The sequence below is a fragment of the Fodinibius sp. genome, from assembly GCF_041642155.1.
Lineage (GTDB): Bacteria > Bacteroidota > Rhodothermia > Balneolales > Balneolaceae > Fodinibius.
In genome coordinates this window covers 1-5707 of the sequence record NZ_JBEPWZ010000190.1, presented here as the reverse complement: position 1 = coordinate 5707, position 5707 = coordinate 1, and the positions used below count along the sequence as shown (strand labels likewise).

The 5707-nt window shown below is 47.9% G+C and carries 7 protein-coding genes; 3 read left to right on the top strand and 4 right to left on the bottom strand.

Annotated features, from left to right (window positions below):
• The 3 genes from ACESLU_RS10665 to ACESLU_RS10655 form a co-directional block, all read left to right on the top strand.
• The coding region (locus ACESLU_RS10665; RefSeq protein WP_372638636.1) for a protein-disulfide reductase DsbD family protein at nt 1–864 on the top strand (864 nt) is incomplete at its 5' end.
• A 58-nt stretch (nt 865–922) separates the two neighbouring features.
• Nucleotides 923–1543, top strand: coding sequence for a TlpA family protein disulfide reductase (locus ACESLU_RS10660; RefSeq protein WP_372638635.1), 621 nt, complete (start codon nt 923–925; stop codon nt 1541–1543).
• A gap of 273 nt (nt 1544–1816) precedes the next feature.
• Nucleotides 1817–2443: a class I SAM-dependent methyltransferase gene (locus ACESLU_RS10655; RefSeq protein WP_372638634.1), complete on the top strand. Its 627-nt coding sequence runs from the start codon at nt 1817–1819 to the stop codon at nt 2441–2443.
• A 159-nt stretch (nt 2444–2602) separates the two neighbouring features.
• Here ACESLU_RS10655 and ACESLU_RS10650 read toward each other — a convergent pair whose 3' ends face one another.
• From ACESLU_RS10650 to ACESLU_RS10635, 4 genes are all read right to left on the bottom strand, one after another.
• Nucleotides 2603–2911 carry a rhodanese-like domain-containing protein gene (locus tag ACESLU_RS10650; protein WP_372638633.1) on the bottom strand — a complete coding sequence of 103 codons (309 nt, stop codon included), beginning with the start codon at nt 2909–2911 and terminating at the stop codon, nt 2603–2605.
• 214 nt (nt 2912–3125) lie between these two features.
• On the bottom strand, nt 3126–3395 hold the full coding sequence (locus ACESLU_RS10645) for a DUF2892 domain-containing protein (protein ID WP_372638632.1): 270 nt from the start codon (nt 3393–3395) through the stop codon (nt 3126–3128).
• Between the two features lie 38 nt (nt 3396–3433).
• Nucleotides 3434–3745 carry a hypothetical protein gene (locus tag ACESLU_RS10640; protein WP_372638631.1) on the bottom strand — a complete coding sequence of 104 codons (312 nt, stop codon included), beginning with the start codon at nt 3743–3745 and terminating at the stop codon, nt 3434–3436.
• A gap of 57 nt (nt 3746–3802) precedes the next feature.
• The coding region (locus tag ACESLU_RS10635) for an efflux RND transporter permease subunit (protein ID WP_372638630.1) at nt 3803–5707 on the bottom strand (1905 nt) is incomplete at its 5' end.

The following is a 5707-nucleotide window of genomic DNA, read 5'->3' as shown; positions in this document are numbered from 1 at the left end:
CAGCCACCGACATGGATGATGCAAAAATTCGGGAAAACGCAGCAGGCTACCGGGTATATCGGTCATTTCCTGTCGGGGCTTTTGGTGGGGGTATTTGCAGCCCCCTGTATTGGACCGCCCATCATTGCCCTGCTCGCTTTTGTAGGAGCGCAGGGCAGTCCTTTATTCGGCTTTTTTGCATTCTTTGTTATGGCACTCGGGCTTGGAATACCGTACCTGTTTCTCGGTACTTTCAGCGGTTATCTCAGTAAACTGCCGCAGTCCGGCACCTGGATGATCTGGATTAAGAAACTGTTCGGTGTCGTATTAGTAGGTGTAGCCCTGTTTTATCTTTTCCTCGCATTTTGGCCGGGCTATACGATGTGGTCGGTGTTGGTCACCCTCGCAGCCGGTGGAATTTATCTCGGATTTTTTGAACGTTCAGGAAGCGATAAACGCACCTTCCGATGGGTGAAATATGCAACCGGTATTGGAGCTCTGATCGGTGCCCTGCTGCTTTTCCAAAACCTGCAAAAAGAAGGGATCGAATGGCGGCAGTACGACGCAGAACGTATCGTGCAAATCGGTCAACCGGTAATACTTGATTTCTACGCCGACTGGTGCATCCCCTGTATCGAACTCGAGCGACAGACGTATACCGATGAGGAAGTCATCGCAAGCACCGCCGATTTCGTACGTATGAAAGTGGACCTTACCCGTTATGACTCCGAGCGATCAGAAAAACTCAGAGAACAGTATGATATCGCCGGCGTACCAACCGTTGTCTTTTTAGATTCTGACGGCAACGAGATACGCGAAGCCCGGGTCGTCGGATTTATGGATGCGGAAGCATTTCTTAAAAAAATCGAAATAGCCAAACCATAATACGGGGTATTCAACACTCCGGCAGGCTTAATAAAAACTCATTGAAAACGATCACAACATGACCTCAGATAAAAAGGAAAAAACAAGCGGCTGGAAGCGCAGCCTTATAGAGTGGGGCGTTATTTTAGCAACCGGGGCCGTTCTTTACGCCACCGGCTTACACACCGAGGTGCTTGGCACCATGCAGCGTGCCCTGCTGTGGACCGGCCTGTTTGATGCGAATACCTCCGAGATTGCCACTACCGACGGTCCCATGCTCTCGGATGCGGACTACCGCTTTGCCCTGGAAACGGCCGGCGGACAAACAGTGTCGCTGGACGATTACCGCGGCGATGTGGTCTTTGTCAATGTCTGGGCTTCATGGTGTCCACCCTGCGTGGCCGAGATGCCGACCATCGAAACGCTCTACGACAATGTTAGCGGCCATGAAAACATAGCATTCCTTTTACTTTCGATGGACGAAAATAAGCAGAAAGCCGTTGACTTTATGGAGGGGAAAAATTTTCCGATGCCCTATTATTTTCCGGCCTCGGCGCTGCCGAGTGAATTTCGAAGCCCGTACCTGCCAACCACTTATGTGCTCTCAAAACAGGGAAAAGTTGTCTATAAGAAGGAAGGTATTGCCGATTACAGCTCGGCCAATTTTGCCCGGTGGATGATGGAAATGGCCGAGCAATAATCCGCGCCTTGCGCCAATGCCCAAAAGTATTATGCTCAGTCAAAATCAGCTGAACGTCACCCGGCCGGGCGTAATATCTTGACCAATCCGCCCCATGGCCACCGCTGCCATAAGTGTAACCACAGCCGGCAGTATTTTAAGTATTACATTTATCATTTTATATCTAACTATTGGTATGTGACAACGTTGCAGACATACCAATAAGAATGATCTTACACGAAATAACGTTTTGCCAATCGCTATCTATCTTTTTAAATAAAAAAATACTTACCCATGAGAACCGTACAAGAAGCCAAACAATTCTGGGACGATCGCTATGCGAGCGGCAACTATATCTACGGCACGCAGCCCAATCACTTTTTCAAGGAAAAAATTGATGAGCTGGAAGCCGGACGCCTGCTGCTGCCGGCCGAGGGAGAAGGGCGAAATGCCATATATGCCGCCCGTGAAGGATGGATTGTGGATGCATTTGATATCAGTGAAAAGGGGCGTCACAAAGCGCAGGAACTGGCCAAGCGTAACCACGTAACGATTAATTACTACCTGAGTAACTATGAAGATTTTGACATCATCGATGAGCACTACGATGCCGTAGCCCTGATCTATGCCCACTTGCATCAATCCAGTCGGCGGGAAATACATCAAAAAATGATAGGCGGATTAAAGCCGGGCGCACACCTTATTCTGGAAGCATTTTCAAAAGAACAAATAGACAATAATTCCGGCGGACCCCAAGATCCGGACATGCTGTATGAGCTAAATGATCTGCTTGAAGATTTTAACGAACTCCAGGTTAACCATGCCGATACCGCGGAAATTGAGCTGGAGGAAGGCAAGCATCACGAGGGAACGGCAAATGTGATTCGAATTTTAGCCCGAAAACCTGCATCCTTCATTTAGATTTGTAAAAAGAGGAAGCTCGTTACTACACAGAGTATAGCCAAACAATAAATAAATACTATCAGATTAGAGCCGGGACACAAACTAAAAAGCAAAAAGTTCGGCATAACGAGCTTCTTATTTTTTGTAACTGGCGATCTGAATATATTCTGAACAGGCTCATTGGCTGCTTTCAAATCCGGCATTAACAAGATTCTGTAATCCACCTATGTTATACACATTTTCGAACCCTTTTCGTTTCATAATCTGGGCTGCTTGCCCGCTCCTGGACCCCGACCGGCAATACAAAAAGTGATTTTTGTCCTTATCCAGCATTTCAATTTGACGTTCAAAATCGGCAGAAGAAAAATCAAAATTGTAGTCCGTTTTTTTTAAATGTCCGTTATTGTATTCATTCTTCGTTCGGACGTCAATAATAACGCCCCCCTTTTCTTCTAAGAGTTCTTTAAACTTTTGTGGAGGTATCATATTTCCTGAATTTTTGAGCTTATAGAAATAGAAAAGAGCTATTGCAGCACCTACCATTATTATTACTGTTAATCCGTCCATTATTTTTTTAAATCAATTGTTGTTAAAACTTAACGTATATCATGTAATCTCTCATCAACAGGATAAGCAAGCTGCAGGCTCGTTCTCCTGTACCATTTACTGGCCTGCCGACCGGATACTCAAACGTATCATGCTAATCTCCTCTTAGCTTTTGCCTTTGGCTTCCGGTTGAGACTTTTTTTTCCATCCCGATGCCCAGCCTGGCAAAAATCTGTTCAGCCAGACACCATCGGGTAAATGCCGACTGAAATAAATTCAGACCGACAAACAGTGTCAGCAAAAACCAGTAGGGACTTACGAAGTATCCCAATGCCACACTTAAAGTTACAAATGTACCAGCCAGGATTCGTATCGCACGTTCCATCGGCCGCATCGTTGAACAACTTGAATTTTGAATATTCATGGTATTGGTTTTTTGGTTTATTGAAACTTGCTGTTTGATTAAACTGATTCTTCCACGTTCAGTGAATAGGCGTGGATTGGATTCTGCTGTTCTGCACCCGATTCTCTGTTATATACTTTGACTTCGTCAAGCACGCGTTTTACGCATCCTCCATTTTGTATCGAAAAGAACAGCGTTGAATACACGCCGTGGTCATCTTTGGCAAACCAGTTTGTGATGTCCGGCTGGTACTCCCCCGTTCTGAAACCATGTACGCTCGTTTCACTGTAAATGGGAACCTTCTGTCGCGCCAGGATCTTACGGACGTCATCAGTATATTCTTCGATGCTGAGTATTATTAATAGCTTCATAGTATTGATGTTTTATAATTATTGGGATTCGACTCCTGCCTCTAACCTGCAGGCCGGCTACGGTCGCTGCTTAGCTTCCGCCTGCTCTTCTTTCAACTCCTTCACCTTGTTCTCTACCATAAAGTAGATCAGCGGTATCATGATCAGCGTCAACGCTGTGGATGCCACCGCCCCGCCCATCAGCGAGATGGCCAGACCCTGGAATATCGGATCAAAAAGGATAACAACCGCTCCAATAACAACGGTACCGGCCGTCAGCAAAATCGGCATGCTGCGCACCGCACCGGCTTCGATTACGGCCTGTTTGAGTGACTCGCCGTCGTCAATCCGTATATTGATAAAGTCAATAAGCAAGACCGAGTTGCGCACCATAATACCGGCCAGGGCAATCATCCCGATCATCGAGGTAGCCGTAAAGAAAGCTCCCAGCACCCAGTGACCCACGAGGATGCCAATCAGTGACAGTGGTATGGCGATCATCATGATTATGGGCACTTTGAAATCCTGGAACCAGCCGATAATCAGCATGTAGATGATCACCAGCACTACGGCAAAAGCAATGCCCAGATCGCGGAAGACCTCGTAGGTGATCTGCCATTCCCCGTCCCACTTCAGCGTGTAGTCATCGGTCATAAAGGGTTGTCCCGCAAAAATCTGCGACAGGGTATAGCCTTCAGGCATATTGATGGCATCGACCTCATCTCCGGTATCCAGCAAAGCGTATACCGGACTCTCAATCTCTCCGGCCACTTCAGCCAGTACATAAGTAACCCTGCGCTGGTTTTTGCGATGGATACTGGCCTCCAGCGTTTCTTCTGAAACGGTCACAAGATCAGACACTGGAATCATCGCACCGGATGCCGACGTCATATACAGCTGTCTCAACTGGTCAATGTCAGAGCGGTCGGCCTTGGGCAGCCTCACGACAATGGGCACATCGTTCAGCTCTTTTTCGCTATAGATACGCGATACCGGCTTTCCGCTCAGCGCCATCGTTACGGTCTGCACTACCTGCTGCGATGAAATGCCCGACATCATCGCTTTTTCGGTGTTCACATCCAGCTTGTACTTGTACTGCGGCGCTTCCAGCATCCAGTCTACATCGACGATACCCTCGGTACGTTCAAAGATACCTCTCACTTCACGTCCCACACGCTCGCGCTCGTCTCCATCGGGACCATAAATCTCGGCCACAATGGTGGACTGCACGGGTGGTCCGGGCGGCACCTCGACTACTTTTACATTGGCGTTATATTTCTCGCCCACTTGTTGGACGATGGGACGAATACGCTTGGCAATAGCGTGACTTTGATCACTGCGTTCGCCTTTATCAATCAGGTTAAGCTGTACATCGGCGACATTGGGTCCCCGCCGCAAATCATAGTGGCGGACCAGTCCGTTGAAATTAATCGGAGCATTGTTCCCGGCATAAATCTGGTAATCCCTGACTTCCGGTACATCCTTAAGACTCAATCCCACTTCACGGGCCACAGCGTTGGTCCGCTCAAGCGTGGTTCCCTCCGGCATGTCAATGATCAGCTGTACTTCATTTTTGTTGTCAAAAGGCAGCATTTTTACCTCCACCATTCGAAACACAAACAGCAGCGTTGATGCCAGCAGCAATACCGTCACCCCGCCGATAAACAACCATCGTTTGGATGTGCTTTCCAGCAATGGATTCATCGTACGTTCATACCACCTATAGATCAGTGTCTCTTTCAGATCATACGCTTTGTCTTTCCCGTTTTCATCCTTCTCCGTTTTACCGTGTGGCAGCAGAATATAGGCCAGCCACGGGGTGATAACGAGGGCAACAATTAGTGAGAAAATCATCGCCAGTGAAGCCCCGATCGGCATCGGACTCATATATGGGCCCATCAGTCCCGATACAAACGCCATAGGCAGCACCGCCGAAATTACGGTGAACGTTGCCAGGATCGTCGGGTTCCCCACCTCGCTGAT

Bases quoted from the DNA above. Each gene is read 5' to 3' on its own strand.
- ACESLU_RS10660 (WP_372638635.1), top strand. From the start codon at position 923: ATGACCTCAGATAAAAAGGAAAAAACAAGCGGCTGGAAGCGCAGCCTT.
- ACESLU_RS10655 (WP_372638634.1), top strand. From the start codon at position 1,817: ATGAGAACCGTACAAGAAGCCAAACAATTCTGGGACGATCGCTATGCG.
- ACESLU_RS10650 (WP_372638633.1), bottom strand. From the start codon at position 2,911: ATGATACCTCCACAAAAGTTTAAAGAACTCTTAGAAGAAAAGGGGGGC.
- ACESLU_RS10645 (WP_372638632.1), bottom strand. From the start codon at position 3,395: ATGAATATTCAAAATTCAAGTTGTTCAACGATGCGGCCGATGGAACGT.
- ACESLU_RS10640 (WP_372638631.1), bottom strand. From the start codon at position 3,745: ATGAAGCTATTAATAATACTCAGCATCGAAGAATATACTGATGACGTC.